We start from the raw sequence: 21,144 nt of genomic DNA on the forward strand, positions 1-21,144 counted from the left end.
TCGCGCACGCAGTCCACACCGACCCCACAGCAGGAGAAAGCAGACACCATGAAGGACTTCCGCGACAAGGTCATCGTCATCACCGGAGCCGGATCAGGCATGGGCCGCGACCTGGCCGTCAAACTCGGTCGCATGGGCGCCAAACTGGCCATCTCCGATCTCAACCCCGACGGCCTCGCCGAAACCGAACGACTCGTCCGCGAGACCGGGGCCGCGGTGCACACCCAGATCCTCAACGTCGCCGAACGCGAATCGGTCCTCGAGTACGCCGAGACCGTGGTTGCCCACTACGGCAAGGTCAACGTCATCTTCAACAACGCCGGCATCGCCCACCACGGCGAGATCGAACGCACCGAGTTCAAGGACATCGAGCGCGTCGTCGACGTCGACTTCTGGGGAGTTGTCAACGGCACCAAGGCATTCCTGCCGCACATCATCGCCTCCGGCGACGGCCACATCGTCAACACGTCGTCGTTGTTCGGGCTGCTCTCCGAGCCCGGGCAGGCCGCCTACAACGCCGCCAAGTTCGCCGTACGCGGGTTCACCGAATCGCTGAATCAGGAGATGATCGTCGCCAAGCACCCGGTCAAGGTGTCGTGTGTGCATCCCGGCGGCATCAAGACGGCCATCGCGCGCAACGCCACCGCATCCGGTGACCACGACGCGCAGAGCAATGCCGCCTTCTTCGATCGCTACCTTGCCCGCACCACGTCGGAGGATGCCGCCGACACCATCATCAAAGGCGTGCAGAAGAACAAGGCGCGCATCCTCGTCGGCACCGACGCGAAACTCCTCGACATCTGGGTTCGCATCGTCGCGTCGAAGTATCAGTGGATCACCGCCAAGGTGACCGCCGCCGCACTGTCCAAGGCGGCGCCGAAGTAACGATTCCGGGACGAGAGTCCGGCGAAAAGGGCCCTTCGCGTTGCGAAGGGCCTTCTTCGATGCTGAAGTCATGACCAATGACCCTCACGGACAAGGCCAGCCGTACCTAACATGGTGTCATGGGTGTGGCATGCCGGCCAATTACATGCCGCCCCCCTTTGCAGAGGAAGGCAGTTCATGTCCACGCCAGCCCGACCGAGGATCGCACTCACGTCGTTGTCCTTGCACGACTTCGCCACGGTGACCGGTTACAGCGACTCGTGTCCCCCCGCCGTACGCAAGCGGATGGTCAGCCTCGGATTCGTCCCCGGTGCCACCGTCGCCAAGATCCGACGCGCCCCGCTCGGTGATCCGTGCGTGTACCGGGTGATGGATTACCAGATGTGCCTGCGCGCTCGTGAGGCCGACTACATCGAATGCGAGACGGACCGATGAGCGATTGCCATGACCCGGGCACGGGCCGCAGCGGGGGCGGCGTCGATGCCGACGGCAAGCCGCTGGAGAGCATCGCGCTCATCGGGAGCCCCAACGCCGGCAAGACCTCGGTCTTCAACGGCCTCACCGGCCTGCGGCTCAAGACCGCCAACTATCCGGGCGTGACGGTGAGCCGATCCGTCGGATCGCTCAAGGTTCCGTTGCCCGCCAACAAGATCCACCCCGACGGCCCCGGCGCCGCGACGACCGCCAAGACCACCACGGTCATCGATCTGGAAGACCTGCCCGGCGCCTACAGTCTCGATCCGATCTCACCCGATGAGAAGGTGGTCGCCGACCTCTTCGCCGGCGAGCTCGACGGTGCACGCCGCCCCGACGCCGCCCTGGTCGTCGTCGATTCCACCGTCCTGCACCGGTCGCTGGCGCTGGTCGCCGAGGCACTCAACCTCGACATCCCGGTCGCGATCATCCTGACGATGACCGACGAGATGGAGCGCCGCGGCGGACACGTCGACCCGGTCGGCCTGTCCGAGGCCCTCGGGGTTCCCGTCCGCGCCGTGGTGGGCACCCGGAAGTCCACCCTCGAGCCGGTGCGGAAGATGCTCGGTGACCCGGACTCCTGGAGCCGCCCGGCGGTTGCGCCGCCGACCGACGCGGGCCCGCTGCTGGCCGACTGGATCGATTCGGCCCTGACCCTCGCCGACTATCGCCCCCCGCGGGAACCCGGCAGCACCAACCGCATCGACCGGGTGTTGCTGCATCCGGTGTTCGGCACCCTGGTGTTCCTGGCCGTGATGTTCGCGTTCTTCCAGGTCGTGTTCACCGTCGCGGCCCCCTTCCAGGATTGGATCGAGACGTTCTTCGGGTGGCTGGGCACGTTGGTCACCGACTACGTGACACAACCGATCCTCGCCGATTTCCTCTCGACGGCACTGATCGGCGGTGTCGGCGGCGTCCTGGTCTTCGTCCCGCAGATCGTGCTGATGTTCCTGCTGATCGCGATCATGGAGAACGTCGGATACATGTCGCGCGCGGCATTCCTCACCGATCGGGTGATGAGCCGCGCCGGTCTGGAGGGACGAGCGTTCGTCGCGATGCTCTCGTCGTTCGCCTGCGCGGTCCCCGGCATCATGGCGACGCGCACCCTGCCGTCGTCCAAGGACCGCATCGCCGTCGCGATGTCGGCGCCGCTGGTGACCTGCTCGGCCCGGCTGCCGGTCTTCGTGCTGCTCACCGGATTGCTCATCCCGTCGGATTCGCGGTTCGGCCCGGTGCACACCCAGGGTCTGGTCATGTTCGGTCTGTACCTGCTCGGCGGGCTGTCCGCGATGGCGGCGGCGGCGGTCTTCAAGCGCACCCGAAAACTGCGCAGCGGCCTGATGCCCTTCTACATGGAGATGCCGCCCTACCGCGTTCCGACCGTGAAGTCGGTCCTGCTGATGATGTGGGATTCCACCCGGATGTTCCTGCAGAAGGTCGGCAAGATCATCCTCGCCACCTCCATCGTGTTGTGGGTGCTGCTGTCACTGCCCGCGCACGCCGAGGAGGCCGAGCAGATCCGCACCGACGCGGTGGCCACCGCCATCGCGCAGGGCTCCACGCAGGACGAGGCCGACGCCATCGGTGATGCCGAATCCCGCTCGTATGTGATGGAGAACAGTTACGCCGCCTCGGTCGGCAAGTTCGTCGAGCCGGTGTTCGCTCCCCTCGGTTTCGACTGGCGCATCAACATCGGCATCCTGGGATCGTTCTCCGCCCGTGAGGTCGCGGTCTCGACACTGGGACAGATCGGTGCGGCCGAGGATCCCGACGATCCGAGTGCGGCCCTGGCCCAGATGACCTACACCAGCGGTCCGCACGAGGGTGAGAAACTGTTCGGCGCGCCGACGGTGGTCGCACTGCTGCTGTTCTATGTGTACGCGTTGCAATGCATGTCGACGGTGGGAACCATTCGCCGCGAGACCAATTCGTGGCGGTGGCCGCTGATCGCCTGGGGCTACATGTTCGCCCTCGCCTGGGTCACCGGCTTCATCGGATACCAGATCGCCGCCGCGATCGGCGGGTGAGGTCGTCGTGTCGATCATGCTGTTGCCCGCCCCGATCGATCCCGCCGCACCCGATGTGATCGGCTGGCGGGTCGGTCCGGGCCTGGTGCGCGTCGACGACAGTCCCGAGGGGTCCGAACTGCCCGCCGAACTCCACGCACTCCTCGATCGCGGAATCCTGCGATCGGTGCGGGTGCGTCCGGGCCGGATCGAGACCACGGTGGGAGCCGGCACCGACACCGCGTCGGCCGGACCCGCCATCCGCGCGGCGCTCTTCGACGTGCTGTCCCGTCCGGGTGGCTGGCCGACGGCCGATGCCGAGCGCCGGGTGCCCGGGTCCGACGCCGCCGGGTCCGACGACGCCCTCGACCCCGCGGCGTTGGTCCGCAGCGGCGCCGACCGCGAACTCGAGGCCGGGGTCCGCGAGGTACTCGACGGCGAGTTCGGGATCTACACCGCCTCCCACGGTGGTCACGTCGAGTTGATCGGGGTGTCGCAGGGCGTCGTCACCGTCGCACTGACCGGCCGGTGTCACGGTTGCGCGGCGGCCGAGGTCACCCTGCGTGGCAACCTCGCCGCGCGTCTTCGCCGGCTACCCGGATACGTCGATCTGCGCACCATCGGTGAGGCGGCCTCGTGCGACGACCGCCCGCGCGGGGCGACGTTCCTGGGTCGGCTGCCGGGCTTTCGGCGCTGATCGTTCGGTGTCACCCGGGTCGTTCGGTGTCACCCGGGCTGTCCGGGTCCCTCGCACGTCACACGCCGTGCTCGTTGACCCAGTCACCGGCAACCACCGCCGGTGACGCACCGCCGCGGACGTCATCGGCCATCGTCGCGAGGTCGGCGGTGGTGATCTCGCCGGCCACCCGGTTGATCGCTTTGACCTGATCCTCGGTCAGCGAGGCGGTGCGGTAGATGGGTACCAGGACCTCGGCACGCGGTCCCGGCGCGGTGTCGGTCGCCGCCAGCGCCGTGACATCCCCCGCCGGTCCCGACGCGGTGTCGCCGGCCACCTGCAGCGGGGTGAGCAACGCGACTGCGGTGCCGGTGCCGGCGCGGGCGAGAGCCGCGGTCGCATCGGCGACCACCTCGACCGGACCCGGTCGGCAGCCGGCGTCGGTGAAAGCCGCCAGGGTCGCCGAGTCGGGTTCCGCGGTGACGACGACGGGAAGGTCCGCGGGCAGCCGAGCGCACTGCGACAGGTCGTCGGCACCGGCGCTCGCCGCCAGCGAGGTGGCCACGAACAACTGTGGGGTCGCCGCCACCGGAGTCGGGTCTCCGACCGAAACTCCTTGCGGCAGAGAACGACTCAGATCCTTATAAAGCGGATCGACGTCGTCGCCGGTGGCGGGTGCGCCGCTCGTGGGCGCGGGGGTGGGTGACTCCAGCGCCGGCGCGAGTTGCGACAGCAGCGCCGAGGTGAACGCCGGGAACAGATCGACGTCGGCCTGCTGCATCTGTGCCATCAGGGCCGCGTCATCACCGGTGTCGATGTTCGGCGACACCGCCGCACCGGCACCGCGCAGCACCGTCGCATACACCTGCGCCATCACCGTCATCTCCGGGGTGTCGGCCGACCCCATGACGAACGCGCGCGGCGCATCGGACTGGCCGCCGCATCCGCTCAGCACCCCGATTCCGACGACCGCGGCGACCACCGCGGCAAGGACCACTCGACATCGCACGATGATCACCGTAGCGCTCCACGAATCGCGATCAGGCCGCCCCACCAGCTCAGCCGCCGGCGGCGATGAACCCGGCGATCGAATCGGCGATCAGCTGCACCGCGATGGCCGCCAGCAGCAGGCCGGCGATCTTCGCGAGCAGGGTGATGCCGCCGACGCCGAGCACCCGGATGAGCACCGTGGAGTAGCGCAACACGATCGCAACGACGATGTGGACACTGATGATCGCCGCGGCGATCGCCAGGTAGCCGCCGACGTCCCCGGAGACCCCGCTCACCCCGACGATCACCGCCGCGATGGCACCGGGACCGGCCAGCAGTGGGGTCCCCAAGGGCACCAACGCGACATTGACGTCGTCGGAGGCGGTCGGGGTTCCCGCATTGCCCAGCCCGGTCAGCAGTTGCAACGCCACCAACAGCAGCAGCAGACCACCGGCACCCTGCAATGCCGGGATGCCGATGTGCAGATACGTGAGGATCGCCTTGCCGCCGATCGCGAAGATACTGATCACCAACAAACTCACCAGCGGCGCCTGCCACGCCGCCCGGCGCCGATACTCCGGTGAACGATGCCCCACCAGCGACAGGAACAGCGGGATCTGGCCGGGCGGGTCCATGATCACCAACAGCGTGATCAGCGTCGTCGTGTACACCGTCACGTCAAAGGACATCCGCCGATCCTACGGCCGATTCCCGTCGGGGTCCCAGGACGCCACCCGCGCCGGCACGCACCGAGAACCTCGGCCCTTCGCCGCGGGGGCGTAGCATCCCAGAGATGCCGTCGATGCCCTACCTGCGCCCCGGGAATCGCGGGATCGTGCCGGGCCGCCGGGATCGCCGTCCCCTCCCGCGGATTCCCGTGCCCGTCGCCCGCGCGGTGGTCGACTGTGCCGTCTACATCGACGGAATCCGGCAACCCGGACACATCACGTACTCCGAGGCTTTCACCCAGGTCCGCACCACCGGCGAGGGATTCGTCTGGCTCGGTCTGCACGCACCGGACGACGATCAGATGGCCGGCGTCGCCGACGTGTTCGGGCTGCACGAACTCGTCGTCGAGGACGCGGTGCACGCCCATCAGCGACCGAAACTCGAGATCTACGACGATATGCAGTTCCTGGTGCTGCGCACCGTGAAGTACGTCGAACACGAGACCATCGAGAAGGCCAGCGAGGTCGTCGAGACCGGCGAGATCATGGTGTTCGTCGGACCCGACTTCGTCATCACCGTCCGCCACGGGGATCACACGCATCTGTCCGGGCTGCGCCGCCGCCTCGAGGACCGTCCCGAACGCCTGCAACTCGGACCGACCGCGGTGATGCACGCGATCAGCGACCTCGTCATCGACAGCTACCTCGCGGTGACCGAGAAGATGGACGTCGACATCGTCGCCATCGAAAGCGTCGTCTTCGGTGCGCAGAAGAACTGGCTCAACATCGACACCGTGTATCTGCTCAAGCGCGAGGTCCTCGAACTCCGCCGCGCGGTGACCCCACTGTCCGGGCCGATGTCACGGCTGACCGCCGGTAGCAATCCGTTGGTGCCCAAGGAAGTTCGTCGCCACCTGCGCGATGTCGCCGATCACCTCTCCACCGTCATCGAGCGGGTCATCGAATACGACGAACTGCTCAGCTCCCTGCTCGACGCGGCCGCGACGAAGGTGAGCATCCAGCAGAACGGCGACATGCGCAAGATCTCGGCATGGGTCGCGATCGGCGCCGTCCCGACCATGGTCGCGGGCCTCTACGGCATGAACTTCGAGTACATGCCCGGACTATCCGACCACGCCGGCTTCATGACCGTGGTGGTCGGCCTGATCATCGCCTGTACCGGACTATGGGCCGTCTTCCGGCGACATCACTGGTTGTGACACACCCGGACTCTCTCCCCGCTCACGATCCGAGCGTCGCCGCCGACCGCCGCGGATCGGTGATGTCGATCCCGGCCTCCGTCCACGCCTCGCGCAACGCATCGACACCCTTGAGACGCACCCACGCCGCTTCATTGGCGGTGATGGGAATCGCCCGCAGGAACGTCACCGGATCCATCGGCGCCGCCAGTTCGAGATCCCCGAGAACGTCGACCTCGGTCACCAAGGCGGTGAATGCCGCACCATCCCACAGCGATTCGCCGAGATCGAGCAGGGCATCCGGCGCCAGGATCAATCCCTCCACCGCGGGTGCGGCCGCCACCGTCGCCAGCCGGCGGTGCAGACCGGGCATCGGCGTCCCCGCACGCATCCGGACGATCAACTCTGCTCGCGGCCCGCGCAGCGGATCGGGGTGGAGGTCACCCGGATCCGACATCGGATGGCGTGCGCAACCCACCGTGGCGTAGACGACGCCGTCATCGAGGACAAACCGTTCCACGTCGATCGGTTCCACACCCAGAAAAGTGACCGATGCCCGCTGGGGCGTCACCCCCAACACGTCGACGAGATGACGGCGAACACTGTCAGTGACGGAGGGACTCACAACGCTCCACCGTAGTCGGTTGCGACGCACCCCGGCGCCGCGTCCCGCGTCAGGGACGGGGAAGCCGCCGATGCATCGGATTGGTGCTGATCGGGGTCGTGCCCCGACCGCGCCGTGGGACCGCAGACACGACGGCCGGCCGGTCGGCCGAGGCCCGAGTGGTGTCCTGCAGACGCATCGCGGCGGTGTTCCCCACACCGAGCGCGGGTGACCCGATGATCCGCGACGCCACGCCACCACAGTGCGCGCAGTCGACCGCATCGGGCACCGACGCCATCGTGTGAACCTGTTCGACATCGGCACAATGGCCGGCGCAGCGAAAGACGTAGGTCGGCATGGAGATGAAACTAGCGCAGAGTGACGGCATCCTGCTCGACAGATCCTGGGTTCGCCCGCAACGTCATCCGCAATTAACGCGGCGACTGCCGATCCGGGATATCGTAGCGATCGAATAGTTCCATACGGAATGATTCGTCAGCATCGACCGTGCACACCGCGAGGAGACCGTCATGCCCGAGTTGCTCTACCCGCTGGACTCGTCGAAGTCATTCACCGATCAACGGATCGTCGGTCACAATCGGTGGCATCCCGACATTCCGGCCGCGGTGACCGTCAAACCCGGCGACACCTTCCGGGCGCACTGCCGCGAATGGTTCGACGGCGCCATCCACAACGACGATTCCGCCGAGGATATCCTGCGCGCGCCGCTCAACAATGTGCACACCCTGTCCGGCCCGTTCGCGATCGAGGGCGCCGAGCCGGGCGACCTGCTCATCGTCGACATCCTCGACGTCGGCCCGATTCCCCAGGAGGATTCCGGCCCTCTTGCCGGTCAGGGATGGGGTTACACCGGGATCTTCGCCACCGCCAACGGTGGCGGATTCCTCACCGAGAAGTTTCCGGACGCCTACAAGGCCATCTGGGATTTCGCCGGCCAATCCGCGACCAGCAGGCATGTTCCGCACGTGAAGTACACCGGCATCGTGCATCCCGGGTTGATGGGTACCGCACCGAGTCCCGGGCTGCTGGCCACCTGGAACGCCCGTGAGGCGGCGCTGATCGCCACCGATCCCGACCGGGTGCCACCGCTGGCGCTACCACCCGAGCCGGACGGCGCCATCCTCGGCTCGTTGTCCGGCGCCGAATTCGACCGTGTCGCAGCCGAAGCCGCGCGGACGGCTCCGCCACGGGAGAACGGCGGCAATCAGGACATCAAGAACCTCACCAAGGGCACCCGGGTCTTCTACCCGGTGTTCGTCGACGGCGCCCACCTGTCGTTCGGCGATCTGCACTTCTCCCAGGGTGACGGCGAGATCACCTTCTGCGGCGCCATCGAGATGGGCGGATTCATGGATCTGCACGTCGACCTCATCAAGGGCGGTATGGCGACCTATGGCGTCACCGAGAACGCCATCTTCATGCCCGGCAACACCGATCCGCAGTACTCGGAGTGGATCGCCTTCTCCGGGACGTCGGTGACCCTCGACGGCGAACAGCGTTATCTCGACTCGGACCTGTCCTATCAGCGCGCCTGTCTGCACGCCATCGACTACCTCACGACCTTCGGCTACAGTCCGGAGCAGGCGTACCTCCTACTCGGGTCGGCACCCATCGAGGGGCGGCTGTCCGGCGTCGTCGACATACCCAATTCTTGTGCGACGGTGTATATTCCGACCGCGATCTTCGATTTTCCGGTGGCCCCCTCCAAGGAGGGCCCGGTGACCATCGATCCGGGCATGGGAGCACCGCACGCCAGTTTCTGACTCCGCCAGGCTTCACCCCGTCGCCGATGCGGCGCCCTCAGTGCGCCACGTCGGCGACGGGCGCCAGTAGCCTCATCAGCTCGATGACCCGCGCCGGCGGTCCGGCCGGATCGGCCAGCAATTCGGCGATGGCGTCCGAACGGGCGATCCGCGTCCGCGAACGTGTGTAGAGCGCGGTACCGCGCCGAGTCGCGAACACGAGTACCCGACGACGATCGGTCTCGTCGACCCTCCGGTGCACCAGGTTGTCGTCGATCATCGCGTCGATCAGCCGGGTCAGACTCGGCCCGGGCAGCAATGTGATGGCACCGAGCGCCGACATGGGTTGCCCAGCACCACCTTCGAGCGCACCCAGAACATGCCATTGCGTGGACGTCAGCCCGTCCAACTCGCCCGCGACCGCTGAATCCATTTGGGCCGACGCGGCATTGAGAAGTCGTGAGAGCTCCTCGATGGCGGCGGCACGCGCTGTTACGGACTGATCCATGATGGCCCAATCATACGGGCAAGTGCAGCGCTGCGACGTCCGCGGCGAGGTTTCACCTCAGCACTGACGACGGCCACCTCTTCCCGACAGCACCCGCCCGCGCTCATTGACGGCGCTCTCGCATGCCGCGACATCGGCGCCCGACCATCGAACGCGGGCCGCCGGTCCGGCATCACCGCTTCGGACGTATCGCCACCCGGCTGAAAATGTCGTACCGTTGCAGGCAATTCGGCAGTGCTACCCCTGAGGCAACCGTGGTCAGCTCTTCTTCCTCACCCCACCTCGGCAACGATGCCCTCCCCCACACCGACGGCACCGCCCGTCACAGCGACGCATGGGTCGACATCGCGCTCGTCGTCCCGCTGAGCGGACCTGCCGGCATGTTCGGCCCGTCGTGTGAGGCGAGTGCGGAACTCGCGCTCTCCGACATCAACGCGAGCCACGGCATCCTCGATCGCCCCGTTCGGCTGCACACCGTCGACGCCGGCGCGCCACTTCCCCAGCTGTCGGCCACCATCGACCGATTGATCGATCAGGGGATTCACGGTGTGGTGGGATGGCATCTGTCCAACGCCCGCAACGTGATCACCCCGCATACCGCCGGACGCGTGCCGTATGTGTACACCACGTTCTATGAGGGCGGTGAACACAGCGAAGGCGTGTACATGGTTGGCGAAACCCCGGAGCAGCAACTGTTTCCGGCGATGCAGTGGCTGCGGGAGCATCGCGGGATCCGCCGATGGTGTGTGGTCGGCAACGACTACGTGTGGCCTCGCAGCACCGCCGCGGCCACCCGGTCTTTCACCCTCGCCCACGGCCTGGAGTTCGTCGGTGAGGCCTTCGTGCCGTTGCGCGGCCGGGACTTCGGGCCGATGGTCACCATGATCCGCGACGCCGACCCCGATGGCGTGCTGGTGTTGATGGTCGGCGCGGACGCGGCCGCGTTCAACCGCGCGTTCGCCGCCGCCGGTCTCGACGACGACCGGATCCGATTGTCGATGATGATCGGTGAGGACGTGCTGTGCGCCGGGGGCGCGGAGAGCACTCGCGGCCTCTATACCGCGTGTGGATACTTCGAGAGCCTGGTGACGGAATCGAATCTGAACTTCGGCGCGCACTACTCGCAGCGATACGGCCCCCAGGCCCCGACGTTGAACAACATCGGTGAGTCCTGTTATGAGGGAATGATGTTGTTGTCCTCATTGGCCCGCGCCGCGCACAGTCTGGATACCTCCGCGATTCGCCGTGCGGCGCCCGGTGTCGTCTACTCCGGGCCCCGCGGAGAGGTCGAGATGCGCGGCAGCCACACGCGCCAACCGGTCTACCTTGCCGGTGCCCGCGACCTCGAGTTCCAGGTGATCGCCGAACTCGGAGCCTGACCACAGATCTCCCGAAGACCACGGGCGGCGTCTGCGAAAGGATGTGCCATCCACCGACGCCGCCCGCACCCCCGACCCAGGGGCACGCCTCAGGTGGCCCTCGCCACCGGAGCGCTCTGCACCCGGAGTTCATCGGCGGTCACCGATGCCGTGTACTCCGGTTTCTTGCACATGTCGTGGCACTCCTTGGTGAGCGTGCAGGTCAACGAGGACACCGTACCGTGGTGAAATGGGCAGTCGTGCACCATGTCCGGCAGTTCGTAGCGCTTGCCGTCGACGACGTCGAGGAGCGTTTGTCCGGCCCAGGCCGGCTCCTTCTCGATCTCGTCGCGAATCGGGTTCGGTCGCGCGAGATAGTACTTTCCCTTCGTCGCGACGCAGATCAGTGGTGACAGCACAAACGCCAGTGCCAGTGCCAGATACGGTGACCAGGCGGCCATGAAGTCACCAAAGGCGTTGTAGAAGGCCATGATCGAGAAGACCGAGCCGACCAGCATGGACACGAACCCCACCGGATTGATGCTGTAGAGATACGCCCGTTTGAACTCGACGTAGGACGGACTGAGTTTCAGCAGCGGCTTGTTGATCACAAGATCGGCCACGATGGCACCAACCCAGGCGATGGCCACATTCGAGTAGAAGCCGAGAATGGTGTTGAGGATCGCGAACATGTTGCCCAGCATCAATGCCAGGGCGATGGCGATGTGCAGGCCCAGGTACACCACGCGACCGGGATGCACATGCAGGATGCGACTGAAGAAGTTCGACCACGACAACGATCCGGAGTACGCGTTGGTGACATTGATCTTGACCTGCGACAGCAGCACCATCAACGTCGCCAACGCCAGCGCCACGGCGTCGTTGTGGATGACCGACCCGAAACCGCCGAGGAACTGTTCAATAGGCTCGGTGGCCGCGGTGAAACCGACCTTGCCGACGACATAGAAGCACAGGAACACACCGCAGATCTGCTTGGCCGCACCGAGAATCACCCATCCCGGTCCAGCCGTGAGAACAGCCGCCCACCAACGCACCGGACTGGTCTCCGACTTCTCCGGCATGAAGCGCAGATAGTCCACCTGCTCGCCGATCTGGGCGATCAACGAGAGCGCCACGCCGGCACCGGCTCCCACCCCGATGGCGGTGACCCGGGAGGTGCCACCGTCCCCCGCCCATGTGAGGAAGCCGTTGAAACCCTCCGGGTCCGCGATGGCGATGAACATGATGGGAGCAACGAACAGCACCAACCACAACGGTTGAGTCCACACCTGAAACCTCGCGAGCGCCGTCATGCCGTAGAGCACCAGCGGAATGATGATCAGCGAGCCGATGATGTACCCCAACGGCAGGGGAATGTGAAAGGCCCGCTTCATCGCCTGCGCCATGATCGATCCCTCGAGAGCGAAGAAGATGAAGCAGAAGCTGGCGTAGATCAGGCTGGTCAGCGTCGAGCCGAAGTAACCGAATCCGGCTCCCCGGGTCAAGAGATCCATATCGATGTTGTACTTCGCCGCGTAGTAGGCGATCGGGATTCCGGTCAGGAAAATCGTCACTGCCGCAACAAGAATTGCGACAATCGCACTCGCCGATCCGTGGGCGACCGCAATCGACGCACCGATGGAATAGTCGGCGAGGTAGGCGATGCCGCCGAGTGCGGCGACCGCACACGCCATCGGCGACCACTTGCGAAACGATTTGGGCGCATAGCGCAGCGAGTAGTCCTCGATGGTGTCCTGGGAGGCCCAGTTGACGAACCGGCCGTAGAGGCCGGTCCCGGGCGGGGGCGGTGTCGGATGAACCTGAACCTCGCCGACCGGTTGCTCAGATGATGTCATGACGATGCTTTCTGCAGAGATCAGAACGGTCAGGGCGCCGGCGACCTGAACTGACGGACTGTGAGGCAGACAGTGAGCTCACTGCCGGAAAGCTAACATGATTATTTCCATATGGCACTAGCCCAAATGGAACGTTACGGGTGCGACACCACCCGTTTACACGCCCTGGATCGCACCAAATCGCTTGCACGAGAGAGCGTGTCAACCAACATGGTAAAGGGACGGTAAAAACTGCCTCTCGCCTGTTTCGACCGGTTGCGTTCCGGCTCACACCGTGTATGCGATGCCCGTCGCCGCCACGCCCCGAAAGCGGGGGCCGTCGGCACGCGCCTTCAGCCCAATATCGGTGCGCGGTTGGCTACGGTGGCCATGTGGTACGAATTCTGGCGGTGGCGGACGAGGTCGTGGAATCCCTGACCTTCGGCGTCGGCATCGACGTGCGCCCAGACCTCATCCTCGGTGCCGGCGACCTGCCGTTCGACTACCTCGAACTCCTCTCCGACCTGTGCGATGCGCCCTGCGTCTACGTTCCCGGCAACCACGACCGCGATCTGCGTGGATACCGCCGCAGCCGATCGGGATGGACCCGCGCCGGCCTGCCCAGCGCCGATCCGGGACCGGTGGGCGCCATCAACGCCGACGGACGCGTGGTGACGGTGGCCGGGGTCCGGATCTGCGGCCTCGGCGGCAGCGTGCGCTACAACGGCGGCCCCAACCAGTACACCGAGACGCAGCAGCGGCTGCGATGCCTGTCGTTGCGGGCCCGCCGGCCCCGCCTCCGCCCCGACATCCTGCTCACCCATTCACCGGCCCGAGGCGCCGGTGACGCCGACGACCGCCCCCACCGTGGCTTCGCGTGCTACCACCCACTCGTCGAGCATCTACGCCCGAAGATCTTGGTGCACGGACACATCCACCCGCACGGTACGCAACCGCGAGACCTCATCGTCGGTGCCGACACCATCTCGATGAACGTCGTCGGATACTGCCGGTTCGATTTCGATCCGGCGACCGGCGATCGCACGATCGCGAGGAGGAGATATGGCGCGTGACACCGGGTTTCCCGACGCCGACGCCGAGAACGACTTCGCACGGATGCGGCGGTCGGCCGAACTCGCCCGTCTCACACAGTGGTTCACCCGCCAACCGGCCGATGTCAACACCATCCTGCCCTTCGACGAGGTGGTCGCCGCACTCGGCCGGACCGGCGAGACATATCTGGGCCTGCAGGTGGTCGAGGTCTCCTCGATCGTCGGCAGCGTGGATCGTACCAAGGATTTCGACCGGTACTTCCGCCCCACCTCGGCCCGGATCCGCGAACGCTGGCAGCGTCTGGCGGCGGCCCAACGGCGCGGCGAATCGGTGCCGCCGGTGCGGCTGTACCGGATCGGTTCACTACATTTCGTGATCGACGGCCACCATCGGGTGTCCATCGCCATCGCCCGCCACCTGCACACGATCGACGCCTACGTCACCGAGATCCACACCCGGATCTCACCCGAGGGCATCAACGTACCCGCCGATCTCATCCTCAAGGATCATCGCCGTCTGTTCCTGGCCCGCGTCCCACTCAGCGGCGCACAGGCCGAGGCCATCCGCCTCGCCGACCCCTTCGATTACGCCGAACTCGCAGAATCGGTGGAGGCGTGGGGATTTCGCCTCGGCCAGGAGATCGGCGAGTTCATCAGCCGGCCCGACGTGGCCCGTCGGTGGTTCGGCGAGGAGTTCCTGCCGGTCGTGCGCATGGCCCGCCGCGCCGACGTCCGGCCCGACTTGACCAGCGACGCCGAACTGTACCTGTGGCTGGCGTGTGAACGCTATCGACTGGTGCGCAAGCACATCTGGGACGACGAGATCATCGACGAACTCCGCGACCAGCCGCACCGACGACGGCGGTGAGGCGATGGACCCCCGGCGCCGTCGACGACATGACAAGCGCTGTCGGTGAACTCGCGGACGCTGTCAACCTCCGGTGCAGACCTCCTCGTCGTCGCCGTGGCCGCCACCGTCATCACGACGAGCACCACGGCGATGTCGGGGCGAGGTTCTCACCGCTTGGTGAGCAGCCCCCCACCGCTTCCGCCGGCACCGGCGCTTGTCACGTGTCGCAGGCTCGCACCCGACTGCTGGTCGAAGACCGACACCCGCGCCGGATCGAAGTACAGTTCGGCGCTCGTTCCGCGTCGCACCTGCGACTCCGGCGACAACCGCGCGATCAGCTGCCCGCCGCCGAGAACCGCACCCGAATCCGCCGACAACTCCTCGAGCGCGTCGTTGGATGCGGCGGTCCCGCCCAGAGAGAAGTACGCGTAGTTGTCCGACCCCATCGACTCGAGCACGTCGATGTCGGCGGTGAAAGTCACACCACGCGAACGGGTATCGGCATCCAGGAGGTGTGCGTCCTCGAGGTGTTCGGGCCGGATTCCGACGAGCACATCGCCGTTGCCCTTGGCCTGCGACGCCGCCGCGTCGACCGCACTCTGATCGTGCAGCGCAATGGTTCCCAACGGGGTCGAGATGCCGTCGGCGCCGAGCCGGCCGGGGATGAAGTTCATCGCCGGCGACCCGATGAATCCGGCCACGAACACATTGACCGGATTGTTGTACAGCTCCTGCGGAGAACCGATCTGCTGCACATAACCCGAACGCATCACCACCACCCGGTCGCCGAGCGTCATCGCCTCGGTCTGATCGTGGGTCACGTACACGGTGGTGGTACCCAGTCGCTGCTGCAGCCGCGAGATCTCCGCACGCATCTGCACACGCAGCTTGGCATCGAGATTGGACAGCGGCTCATCCATCAGGAACGCCTTGGGCGAGCGCACGATCGCCCGGCCCATCGCCACACGTTGCCGCTGACCACCGGATAGGTTCGCCGGCTTGCGATCCAGGTATGGCCCGAGGTCGAGGATCTTCGCGGCCTCATCGACCTTCGCCGCCACCTCCGCCTTGGGCAGCTTGGCCAGGGTCAGCGGGAACGCGATGTTCTCGCGCACCGACATGTGCGGATAGAGCGCGTAACTCTGGAACACCATCGCGATGTCACGATCCTTCGGGGCCCGCTCGTTCATGCGCTCACCACCGATCCGCAGCTCACCGTCGGTGATGTCCTCCAGCCCGGCAATCATGTTGAGCGTCGTCGACTTTCCGCAGCCCGACGGCCCGACCAGGATGATGAACTCCCCATCGGCGATGTCGATATTCACCGAGTGGACCGCGACGGAACCGTCGGGATACTGCTTTGTGACGTTGTCCAGGACGATTTCTGCCATGGCTTATCCCTTCACGGCACCGGAGGTCAACCCGGCCACGATTCGACGTTGGAAGAAGAGCACGAAGATGATGATCGGAATGGTGATCACGACGGCCGCCGCTGCGATCGAACCCGTCGGTTCCTCGAATTGCGAACTGCCGGTGAAGTTCGCGATCGCCACCGGGGCGGTGATGGCCCTCTCGGTCGAGGTGAGCGACAGGGCGAGCAGCAGATCGTTCCAGGCGAAGATGAAGACCAGGATGGCCGCGGTGACGACGCCGGGCGCGGCCAACGGCGCGATCACCTTGCGGAAGGCCTGCCACGGGGTGGCACCGTCCATCTTGGCGGCCTTCTCCAACTCCCACGGGATCTCCCGGAAAAAAGCCGAGAGGGTGTAGATCGCCAGCGGCAACGCGAAGGTGATGTACGGCAGGATCAGACCGGGCCAGGTGTCGAACAATCCCAGCCGGCGCTCGATGTTGAACAGCGGGGTGACCAGCGAGATCTGCGGGAACATCGCGATCAGCAGCGCCGCACCGATCAGCAGTCGCTTACCCGGAAAGTCCAGGCGCGCCACCGCATACGCGGCCATCGTGCCGAGCACGACCGCGATCACGGTGGTGATCAGCCCGATACCGATCGAGTTGATCAGCGCACTGGTGAATGCGCTCGTCGAGAAGATCGACGAGTAATTGTCCCAGGTGAATTCGCGCGGGATGAAATTGCCGTCGGTGACGCTCGACGCCGGTTTGAACGACAGGCTGACGATCCACAGCAACGGGATGATCGCATAGAGGATCACCAGGATGTTGGCGATCGCCCACCAGAACTTCGGCTTTGCACCGGTACCCATGCGACCTACCTCCCCTCGGTATCGGAACCCGGTGCCGCGGCACCGAATACCTTGATGAAGATGAACGCGATGATCGCCACGCAGATGAAGATGAGAATCGAGATGGCCGATCCGACACCCAGATTGAACGCCTTGAACAGGTTGTCGTAACCGAGCATCGACACCGAGTAGGTGCTGTTCGATCCCCGGGTGAGGACGTAGATGTTGTCGAAGATGCGGAAGGCGTCCAGGGTGCGGAACAGCAACGCCACCAGGATCGCCGGCTTCATCAGCGGAAGGATGATGCGCCACAGGCGAGTCCACGCGCCGGCACCGTCGACCTGGGCGGCCTTGAGCAGATCGTCGGGTACCAACGCCAGCCCGGCGAGCAACAGCAGGGCCATGAACGGGGTGGTCTTCCACACCTCGGCGAGGACGATGATCGCCAACGACGGCCATTGTTCGGTCAGCGGCGCGGTGCCGTCGGGCAGCAGGTTCGCCAGATAGCCGGTGCCCGGGGTCCACGCGTAGTACCAGGAGAACGCCGCGGCCACGGTCACGATGCCGTACGGGATCAGGACCACCGTGCGAATGGTGCCGCGGCCGAACAGGGTTCGGTGCATCACCAGGGCAATCGCCATGCCCAGGATGAACTCGATGATCACCGACACCACCGTGATGCCCAGGGTCACCCCGAAGGCCGTCCACCAGTAGCCGTCGGTGAGCACCGTGGCGTAGTTGCCGAACCAGACGAACTCCCGCTCCCCCGGCGCCGACAGGCTCGCCTTGTTGAGCGAGAGCCACACCGCATAGATGATCGGGTATCCGGTCACCAGCGCCATCATGATGATCGACGGCAGCACCAGCCAGAACGCCAGTCGCCGTTCGGCTTTCTTGCCCTCACTGAGTCTCCTGGCGCCGGGAGCCGCCGCGGGCGCCGGGCCGGTGGGCCGCGTCGCCACCGCGGTCGCGGCGGCCGCCGCCGGAAGCGCACCGGCGCCCGCCGCCGAGCGCCCGGGTCGGTCGGCCGGACCGGCCTGTGTCGCACCGGAATCCGATGTCGCACCGCGATCCGATGCCGCACCCGCATCCGAGGTCGCACCCGAGCCCGACCCGGCAGGCGCCTTCCATACCTCCGAATGCACCGCCTTGCCGAAGGTGTGCGGCGCGGTCACGTCCAGTCCGGGTTGTTCGGGACCCGACGTCGGTGAGTTCTCGGGCACGGAATCCTCGGGCATGGCGTGACGCCCGCGGCGTCCGGAATCGTTGTCGTCGCCGGTGGTCATGGGATGAGCCCCTCCCCGTTGATCGCCTTGGTGACCGCATCGGCGAGCTGATCGACCAGGACCTCGGGGTCCCAGGCCCCCACCGGAGAGAGTTTCGCCTGCACCAGGGTCGAGATCGCCTGGTAATCGGGCGACTTCGGCCGGAGCGCGGCGTTCTCGGCCTCCAGCTGCTTCTTGATCAGATCACCCATCGGGTAGGTCTTGCGGAATTCGTCGTCGTCGTAGAGCGCGCGGTTGACCGGCGGTGTCCCGGCGTTGATCGAGTAGAACTTCTGCGCCTGCTCACTGGTGAGGCACATCGCCGCCTGGAACGCCAGATCGCGTTGTTGCGAGGTGGAGGCCACCGCGATGTTCAGACCACCGAGGGTGCTGCGGGCCCGAAGGCCCTCTCCGGCACCGGGATACGCGGCGAAGTCGAACTTCTGCCGGATCTCGTCGTTGATCGGCACCAACTGCTGGAGTTGTTCGGTGGTCGGCGGGTCGGCCAGGTTGGTCAGGAAGTCATTGTGGCGCGTCATGTCCGGCAGGAAGGGCACCGAGCCGGCCGCGGAGTTCTCGCGGATGCCGCTGAACACGAACGGCCAGTTGACCTCATAGATCGCGTCACCACTTTCCATCCCCAGTCGGGCGGCCGCCTCGTCGGAGTTGGTCAGTGACGGATCGTGTCCGGGTGCGGTGGCGACGGCCTTCATGATGCGCAACGCCCGCACGGTCGCCGCGCGGTGTTCCGGGGTGTCATTGAGCGTGACCTTGTTCGGGTCATCGGGATCGACGACCGAGCCGCCCGCACTGGCCAGGACGGAGTTGAACCACACCATCAGGCCCTCGTACTGACGTCCCTGCACCATGATCTGGCTCGGTCCGCGTTCGGCGAGACTCTTCTGGGCGTCGGCGATCATGCCCTCCCACGTCGTCGCGGGGGCGTTCTGGCCGAGGGACCGCAACGTGTCCTTGCGGTACCAGAGCAGCTGGGTGTTGGTCCAGATCGGGACCGCGTACAGCTGTTCGCGATCATCGTCGGGCGTGCGCCACAACGCGGTCTCCAACGGGCCGCCGAGCGTCGACGCGGTGACCTCACCGAGGTACTCCGACGGAACCGGGACCAGCCAACCCGCATCGGCGAACTCGGCCGTCCACACCACGTCCATGCCCATCAGGTCGAGGGTGTGGTCGTTGCCCGCCAGGCGTCGCGCGAGTTGCAGACGCTGGTCGTCGGCACCCTTGGGCAGGGGCGTTGTGACGATGCGGTACCGACCACCGGACTCCTGCGAGCACCGATCGGCCTGGATCTTGATCGAATCCGCACCATCGGCAGGCGGATACAGGTTGAGCACGCCCTCTTCGTATCCGGACCCGCAGGCGGTCATGATCGGCAGCACAGTCGCGAGGGCGGCGCCCGCGATCACCGCCTTTCCACGGATCCCCAAGGACGACTTGCGGTTACGCTCACCGTCCGCGGAATTGCGTCGCACGCCGCCAATCCTTCGCCGCACGCAGCCTCCTCGATGTCGTGGGCACGACGGTGAGCACCACCGTCATCTGGACGCTACGCTATCCCGCCACGCCTGTGACGATCAACACAATGGGTGCGTTCGTCCCAGATCATCAAGAATCGTGATCTGACCGTGTCACCGCATGCGCCGACGTGCATCGACGATCCGAGAAGGCGTGTGCGCCCGGGCGTGTCGGATGCACTCCACCCCCGCGGCGCCCCGCCCACCGAACGCCGGCGTCCGAGAGACCCACAACGTCAGGGGTTGAGTTTGGCGAGCATGTCGCGCGCCTTCTCCGCACTCTTCGGATCACACAGCACGTCGTAGCGGCCGGCGACGAGTTGCATGGTCGACGCGAAATCCCGTTGTCCGCGCGTGGCCGCATAGGGAATGGTCGCCGAGATCAGGCCGAAGATGATGCCGCCGACGATGCCGACCAGGATGGGCACCAGCGGATTCCCGGTGACCACCAGCGACACCAGCAGACCGAAGAACAGACCCAGCCAGGCCCCCGACACGATGCCGCCGCCGATCACCTTGCCCCAGGTGAGTCGCCCGATCACCCGCTCGACCTGCATCAGGTCGACGCCGACGATGGTGACGTCCTCGACGGTGAAGTGCTCGTCGGACAGATAGTCCACGGCCCGTTGCGCCTCGGCGTAGGTGGAGTACGAGCCGATCGGCCAGCCCTTGGGCGGGGTGGGCAGTCCCGGCGTCTGGCGCGACGGCTGCATGGGATTGGTCATCTCCGGACTCCTCGGTCATCAGGTGCGTTCACGTCCGACACTGTCGCTGTGGTCGCACCCACGAGTGGCGTGGCCACGCCGCGGGGTGCGATGCAATTACCCTTACTCCCATGTCGGCGGTGAGCAAGGTGTTCGTGGCCAGGTTAGTCGGATTGGCCGTCCTGGGTCCGGACGGTGAGTCCATCGGGCGTGTGCGCGATACCGTCATCTCCGTCCGGTTACCCGGCCAGCAGCCCCGCGCTCTGGGTCTGGCCGTCGAATTGACCACGCGGCGAAGAATTTTCGTCCCCATGCTGCGCGTCACCGCGATCGAACCGGATGCGGTGACCCTCAACACCGGCACGGTGAGCCTGCGACGCCTGCACCTGCGGCCCGGCGAGGCACTCGCCATCGGACAGATCCTGGACACCCGCGTGCGTGTGGACGATCCCGACCTGCCCGAACTCGGTGGTCAGGAGGTCGTCGTCGTCGACCTCGGGATCGAACGCACCCGCACCCGCGACTGGGTGGTCTCCCGCGTCGCAGTCCGCGCCGGTCGCCGCGGACT

General features: G+C 66.2%; 21 protein-coding genes. 10 read left to right on the forward strand and 11 right to left on the reverse strand.

Annotated elements, in window-relative coordinates; translation table 11 throughout:
• Positions 1–48 precede the first annotated feature (48 nt).
• The 4 genes from ACWDPV_RS21460 to ACWDPV_RS21475 all read left to right on the forward strand — a co-directional run bounded on the left by ACWDPV_RS21460 (position 49) and on the right by ACWDPV_RS21475 (position 4,062).
• Positions 49–885: an SDR family NAD(P)-dependent oxidoreductase gene (locus ACWDPV_RS21460; protein ID WP_449744580.1), complete on the forward strand. Its 837-nt coding sequence runs from the start codon at positions 49–51 to the stop codon at positions 883–885.
• A gap of 177 nt (positions 886–1,062) precedes the next feature.
• Positions 1,063–1,320: a FeoA family protein gene (locus tag ACWDPV_RS21465; protein WP_348802501.1), complete on the forward strand. Its 258-nt coding sequence runs from the start codon at positions 1,063–1,065 to the stop codon at positions 1,318–1,320.
• Positions 1,317–3,386: a ferrous iron transporter B gene (gene feoB / locus ACWDPV_RS21470; RefSeq protein WP_449744581.1), complete on the forward strand. Its 2,070-nt coding sequence runs from the start codon at positions 1,317–1,319 to the stop codon at positions 3,384–3,386. Before ACWDPV_RS21465 ends, feoB begins: the two co-directional genes overlap by 4 nt.
• A 16-nt stretch (positions 3,387–3,402) precedes the next feature.
• A complete protein-coding gene (locus tag ACWDPV_RS21475) occupies positions 3,403–4,062 on the forward strand; it encodes a NifU family protein (RefSeq protein WP_449744600.1) in 660 nt (219 codons plus the stop codon).
• Positions 4,063–4,120: 58 nt separating this feature from the next.
• Here ACWDPV_RS21475 and ACWDPV_RS21480 read toward each other — a convergent pair whose 3' ends face one another.
• Positions 4,121–5,050, reverse strand: coding sequence for a glycine betaine ABC transporter substrate-binding protein (locus ACWDPV_RS21480; protein ID WP_449744582.1), 930 nt, complete (start codon positions 5,048–5,050; stop codon positions 4,121–4,123).
• A 49-nt stretch (positions 5,051–5,099) separates the two neighbouring features.
• A complete protein-coding gene (locus tag ACWDPV_RS21485; protein WP_449744583.1) occupies positions 5,100–5,720 on the reverse strand; it encodes a MarC family protein in 621 nt (206 codons plus the stop codon).
• Between the two features lie 113 nt (positions 5,721–5,833).
• Between ACWDPV_RS21485 and ACWDPV_RS21490 the strand changes: the two genes are divergently transcribed.
• The gene (locus tag ACWDPV_RS21490) at positions 5,834–6,919 is read left to right on the forward strand and encodes a magnesium and cobalt transport protein CorA (RefSeq protein ID WP_449744601.1); all 1,086 of its coding nucleotides are present in this window, start codon (positions 5,834–5,836) and stop codon (positions 6,917–6,919) included.
• A 22-nt stretch (positions 6,920–6,941) separates the two neighbouring features.
• On the opposite strand, the gene ACWDPV_RS21495 is transcribed toward ACWDPV_RS21490, so the two are convergent.
• Entirely contained in the window at positions 6,942–7,523 is a 582-nt protein-coding gene (locus tag ACWDPV_RS21495; protein ID WP_449744584.1) for a suppressor of fused domain protein, read from the reverse strand.
• Between the two features lie 49 nt (positions 7,524–7,572).
• Positions 7,573–7,860, reverse strand: coding sequence for an FmdB family zinc ribbon protein (locus ACWDPV_RS21500; RefSeq protein WP_449744585.1), 288 nt, complete (start codon positions 7,858–7,860; stop codon positions 7,573–7,575).
• Between the two features lie 172 nt (positions 7,861–8,032).
• On the opposite strand from ACWDPV_RS21500, the gene fmdA reads away from it, so the two are divergent.
• Positions 8,033–9,286: a formamidase gene (gene fmdA, locus ACWDPV_RS21505; protein WP_449744586.1), complete on the forward strand. Its 1,254-nt coding sequence runs from the start codon at positions 8,033–8,035 to the stop codon at positions 9,284–9,286.
• 37 nt (positions 9,287–9,323) lie between these two features.
• Here fmdA and ACWDPV_RS21510 read toward each other — a convergent pair whose 3' ends face one another.
• The gene (locus ACWDPV_RS21510) at positions 9,324–9,773 is read right to left on the reverse strand and encodes a MarR family winged helix-turn-helix transcriptional regulator (protein ID WP_449744587.1); all 450 of its coding nucleotides are present in this window, start codon (positions 9,771–9,773) and stop codon (positions 9,324–9,326) included.
• A 254-nt stretch (positions 9,774–10,027) separates the two neighbouring features.
• Between ACWDPV_RS21510 and ACWDPV_RS21515 the strand changes: the two genes are divergently transcribed.
• Positions 10,028–11,152 (forward strand): substrate-binding domain-containing protein, encoded by a 1,125-nt coding sequence (locus ACWDPV_RS21515; RefSeq protein WP_449744588.1) that lies wholly within the window; start codon positions 10,028–10,030, stop codon positions 11,150–11,152.
• 89 nt (positions 11,153–11,241) lie between these two features.
• On the opposite strand, the gene ACWDPV_RS21520 is transcribed toward ACWDPV_RS21515, so the two are convergent.
• On the reverse strand, positions 11,242–12,987 hold the full coding sequence (locus tag ACWDPV_RS21520) for a purine-cytosine permease family protein (protein ID WP_449744589.1): 1,746 nt from the start codon (positions 12,985–12,987) through the stop codon (positions 11,242–11,244).
• A gap of 371 nt (positions 12,988–13,358) precedes the next feature.
• Between ACWDPV_RS21520 and ACWDPV_RS21525 the strand changes: the two genes are divergently transcribed.
• Both ACWDPV_RS21525 and ACWDPV_RS21530 read left to right on the forward strand, forming a co-directional pair.
• The gene (locus tag ACWDPV_RS21525; protein ID WP_449744590.1) at positions 13,359–14,039 is read left to right on the forward strand and encodes a metallophosphoesterase family protein; all 681 of its coding nucleotides are present in this window, start codon (positions 13,359–13,361) and stop codon (positions 14,037–14,039) included.
• The gene (locus ACWDPV_RS21530; RefSeq protein ID WP_449744591.1) at positions 14,029–14,886 is read left to right on the forward strand and encodes a chromosome partitioning protein ParB; all 858 of its coding nucleotides are present in this window, start codon (positions 14,029–14,031) and stop codon (positions 14,884–14,886) included. Before ACWDPV_RS21525 ends, ACWDPV_RS21530 begins: the two co-directional genes overlap by 11 nt.
• Before the next feature lie 149 nt (positions 14,887–15,035).
• Here the strand turns inward: ACWDPV_RS21530 and ACWDPV_RS21535 are convergent, their stop codons facing one another.
• From ACWDPV_RS21535 to ACWDPV_RS21555, 5 genes are all read right to left on the reverse strand, one after another.
• On the reverse strand, positions 15,036–16,259 hold the full coding sequence (locus ACWDPV_RS21535; RefSeq protein WP_449744592.1) for an ABC transporter ATP-binding protein: 1,224 nt from the start codon (positions 16,257–16,259) through the stop codon (positions 15,036–15,038).
• Positions 16,260–16,262: 3 nt separating this feature from the next.
• Positions 16,263–17,093: a carbohydrate ABC transporter permease gene (locus ACWDPV_RS21540; protein ID WP_449744593.1), complete on the reverse strand. Its 831-nt coding sequence runs from the start codon at positions 17,091–17,093 to the stop codon at positions 16,263–16,265.
• A gap of 5 nt (positions 17,094–17,098) precedes the next feature.
• Positions 17,099–18,358, reverse strand: a complete 1,260-nt coding sequence (locus ACWDPV_RS21545) for a carbohydrate ABC transporter permease (RefSeq protein WP_348808499.1) — start codon at positions 18,356–18,358, stop codon at positions 17,099–17,101.
• Positions 18,355–19,725, reverse strand: coding sequence for an extracellular solute-binding protein (locus ACWDPV_RS21550; protein WP_449744602.1), 1,371 nt, complete (start codon positions 19,723–19,725; stop codon positions 18,355–18,357). The genes ACWDPV_RS21545 and ACWDPV_RS21550 overlap by 4 nt, the downstream gene beginning before the upstream one ends.
• A 383-nt stretch (positions 19,726–20,108) precedes the next feature.
• Positions 20,109–20,597, reverse strand: coding sequence for a general stress protein (locus ACWDPV_RS21555; protein WP_348802515.1), 489 nt, complete (start codon positions 20,595–20,597; stop codon positions 20,109–20,111).
• 110 nt (positions 20,598–20,707) lie between these two features.
• Here ACWDPV_RS21555 and ACWDPV_RS21560 point away from each other — a divergent pair.
• Positions 20,708–21,144: PRC-barrel domain-containing protein (locus ACWDPV_RS21560; RefSeq protein WP_449744594.1), on the forward strand; the 437-nt coding region annotated here is incomplete at its 3' end.

The organism is Gordonia sp. NPDC003504, assembly GCF_053587995.1.

Coding starts and splice junctions, on each gene's coding strand:
- ACWDPV_RS21460 (WP_449744580.1), top strand. CDS start 49: ATGAAGGACTTCCGCGACAAGGTCATCGTCATCACCGGAGCCGGATCA.
- ACWDPV_RS21465 (WP_348802501.1), top strand. CDS start 1,063: ATGTCCACGCCAGCCCGACCGAGGATCGCACTCACGTCGTTGTCCTTG.
- feoB (WP_449744581.1), top strand. CDS start 1,317: ATGAGCGATTGCCATGACCCGGGCACGGGCCGCAGCGGGGGCGGCGTC.
- ACWDPV_RS21475 (WP_449744600.1), top strand. CDS start 3,403: ATGCTGTTGCCCGCCCCGATCGATCCCGCCGCACCCGATGTGATCGGC.
- ACWDPV_RS21485 (WP_449744583.1), bottom strand. CDS start 5,720: ATGTCCTTTGACGTGACGGTGTACACGACGACGCTGATCACGCTGTTG.
- ACWDPV_RS21490 (WP_449744601.1), top strand. CDS start 5,834: ATGCCCTACCTGCGCCCCGGGAATCGCGGGATCGTGCCGGGCCGCCGG.
- ACWDPV_RS21500 (WP_449744585.1), bottom strand. CDS start 7,860: ATGCCGACCTACGTCTTTCGCTGCGCCGGCCATTGTGCCGATGTCGAA.
- fmdA (WP_449744586.1), top strand. CDS start 8,033: ATGCCCGAGTTGCTCTACCCGCTGGACTCGTCGAAGTCATTCACCGAT.
- ACWDPV_RS21510 (WP_449744587.1), bottom strand. CDS start 9,773: ATGGATCAGTCCGTAACAGCGCGTGCCGCCGCCATCGAGGAGCTCTCA.
- ACWDPV_RS21520 (WP_449744589.1), bottom strand. CDS start 12,987: ATGACATCATCTGAGCAACCGGTCGGCGAGGTTCAGGTTCATCCGACA.
- ACWDPV_RS21530 (WP_449744591.1), top strand. CDS start 14,029: ATGGCGCGTGACACCGGGTTTCCCGACGCCGACGCCGAGAACGACTTC.
- ACWDPV_RS21535 (WP_449744592.1), bottom strand. CDS start 16,259: ATGGCAGAAATCGTCCTGGACAACGTCACAAAGCAGTATCCCGACGGT.
- ACWDPV_RS21540 (WP_449744593.1), bottom strand. CDS start 17,093: ATGGGTACCGGTGCAAAGCCGAAGTTCTGGTGGGCGATCGCCAACATC.
- ACWDPV_RS21545 (WP_348808499.1), bottom strand. CDS start 18,358: ATGACCACCGGCGACGACAACGATTCCGGACGCCGCGGGCGTCACGCC.
- ACWDPV_RS21550 (WP_449744602.1), bottom strand. CDS start 19,725: ATGACCGCCTGCGGGTCCGGATACGAAGAGGGCGTGCTCAACCTGTAT.
- ACWDPV_RS21555 (WP_348802515.1), bottom strand. CDS start 20,597: ATGACCAATCCCATGCAGCCGTCGCGCCAGACGCCGGGACTGCCCACC.